General features: G+C 67.8%; 2 protein-coding genes. One reads left to right on the top strand and one right to left on the bottom strand.

Annotated elements, in window-relative coordinates:
• Positions 1-1,128: FAD-binding oxidoreductase (locus tag Y704_RS19490; RefSeq protein WP_155850256.1), on the bottom strand; the 1,128-nt coding region annotated here is incomplete at its 3' end.
• Between the two features lie 53 nt (positions 1,129-1,181).
• Between Y704_RS19490 and Y704_RS0106640 the strand changes: the two genes are divergently transcribed.
• Positions 1,182-1,940 carry a GntR family transcriptional regulator gene (locus Y704_RS0106640; protein ID WP_026549532.1) on the top strand — a complete coding sequence of 253 codons (759 nt, stop codon included), beginning with the start codon at positions 1,182-1,184 and terminating at the stop codon, positions 1,938-1,940.
• Positions 1,941-2,191 lie beyond the last annotated feature (251 nt).

Raw genomic sequence — 2,191 nt, 5'->3', positions numbered from 1 at the left:
TCCGGCTGGCGACCGGCCCGCCAGTCCGCCGCCGTCCTCGCGGATTCGCCAGAGCGCAGCGGCCTGTCGGAGATCCTCGATGATGCGGGTATGCCGGGCGGCGTCAATGCGGCTGACCCGCGCGGCCCGGTCGGCGACCTCCTGGGCATCGTCCCCGGATATCTCGACGAACAGCCAGGCAGCGCCGTCGGGTAGTTCGGGCACGGCCTGTGGGCCCTTGCGGGTACGAACCACCTCGACGATGCGCGAATCCAGGCCCTCGCAGGCGGTGGGCTTGAAGGGCAGCACGGCGGGCACCGCGTCGCCGGCGGCGCCGATGTTCTCGAACCCCAGCACCACCATGGTTTTGTACGGCAGGTCGGCCACCAGCCGCACTCCCGCCTCAAGCACGACGGCGAGCGTGCCTTCACTGCCGACGAGCATGCGGCGCAGGTCGAACCCGCGCTCCGGCAGCAGGTGCTCCAGCGAATACCCGGAGACCTGCCGGCCGAACCGCCCGAGTTCGGTGCGGATGGTTCCCAGCTCGGCACTCACCAGTGAGCGCAGCGCGTTAGTTTCCGGCGATGACGGCGTGCCGTCCGCGCCGAGGTGTAGCCGGGTGCCGGAGCCGGTCACGACGTCGAGGTGTGTCACATTGTCGGCGGTACGCCCGTAGGCAAGCGCACGCGAACCACAGGCGTTGTTGCCGATCATCCCTCCCACGGTGCAACGGCTGTGGGTGGAAGGATCGGGACCGAACCGCAGGCCGTTGGCCAGCGCGACCTTCTGGAGGGTGGCGTGGACCGCGCCGGGTTCGACGACGGCCGTGCGGGCCTCGACGTCGAAATTCAGGACCCTGTTCAGGTGGCGGCTGAAGTCGAGAACGACGCCGGGCCCGATGGCGTTACCGGCGATGGACGTGCCGGCGCCGCGCGGCGTAAAGGGAATACCGCGTTCACGGCAGACCTCCAGCGTAGTGAGGACTTCGTCCAGGTGTCGCGGAAAAACGACAGCCGCCGGCTGCACCCGGTACAGCGACGCATCGCTTGAGTAGACCGCGCGTGAGGTTGCATCCGCCCGGGCGTCCGGGACACCGCGGGACTGGAGTTCGGATACGAGGGAGGTGGGTGCTGTGAGCGTCGTCGCCATGAGTAACATGTTACTCCCTGTGTCCAGCGCTGCGGCAGACTAGTCTTGGAGTCATGTCACCATCGTCCGCCGCCGCCTTCGACGCCAAAGAGCGCCCGGGGCGTCCCCCCACTCTCACTGACCGCACGATCGACGCAGTACGCGAGGGCATTCGGAACGGCACCCTGGTCCCGGGCGAGCTGTATTCGGTGTACCGGCTGGCCGACAAACTGGGCGTCTCCCGCAGCCCGGTCCGGGACGCACTGCTGCGGCTGGCGGAAACCGGGATGGTGGCCTTCGAGCGCAACCGCGGGTTCCGCGTCGTCCTTCCCGGAGCGCGGGAGCTGACCGAGATCATTGCCGTCCGCCTCGCGCTGGAGGTGCCCGCTGCCGAGCGTGCGGCCGAGAGGGCACAGGAGGCCGACCGCGAAGCGTTGGAATCCGAGTACAAGGCGATGCTGAGTGCGGTCGCCGCCGGCGACGAAACTGCTTTCATGATGCATGATCAGCGGTTGCACGGGCTGCTGCTGGAGCTCGCAGGCAACGCCCATGCCACCCGGATTGTCGAGAATCTGCGGGATGCAACCCGACTGGTCGGCACCTCCACCATTCGGGCGTCCCGCTCCCTGGATGACGTATACCGGGAACATCGACCGATTCTTGACGCCATCGAGCAAGGAGACCCACGTGCGGCCGGAGCAGCGATGCGCCGTCACCTGGAATCGACGGGCCTGCTGCTGCTGCGGGAGGCTGCGCGCGGCCATAGGACGGACGCAGACCTCAATGCGCTCTGGGACAACCTGGTGGGACTACCACCCGGGCCATCGGCCTGACGTGCGGAACGTCGCATCGTGAGACTCCTGGCACGACGGCTGGCGCCGGGAACCTCCGAGATGTTCATCGTCACCGCCGCTGGCCTCATGATCGGAGCTGCGCTGGACCGGCCGCGGCGTTCCGGCTGATCCCAAGCGCCGTCGGCCATAGCATCAGGCCGGAATCTGTCAAGGCGTTTGAGACACAGCCAAGTGGTTAGGCGTGTGAGGGGACCTCTCTTTGCTGTGGCTGGTTGATCCACGCCGCCGTG

This window comes from Arthrobacter sp. Br18 (genome assembly GCF_000520555.1).
Classification (GTDB): Bacteria; Actinomycetota; Actinomycetes; order Actinomycetales; family Micrococcaceae; genus Arthrobacter_D.
Note: the sequence above shows the minus strand (reverse complement) of the source record. Positions and strands in the feature narration are given on the sequence as shown.

Excerpts from the sequence above, each read along its gene's own strand:
- Y704_RS0106640 (WP_026549532.1), top strand. The coding sequence starts at position 1,182 with ATGTCACCATCGTCCGCCGCCGCCTTCGACGCCAAAGAGCGCCCGGGG.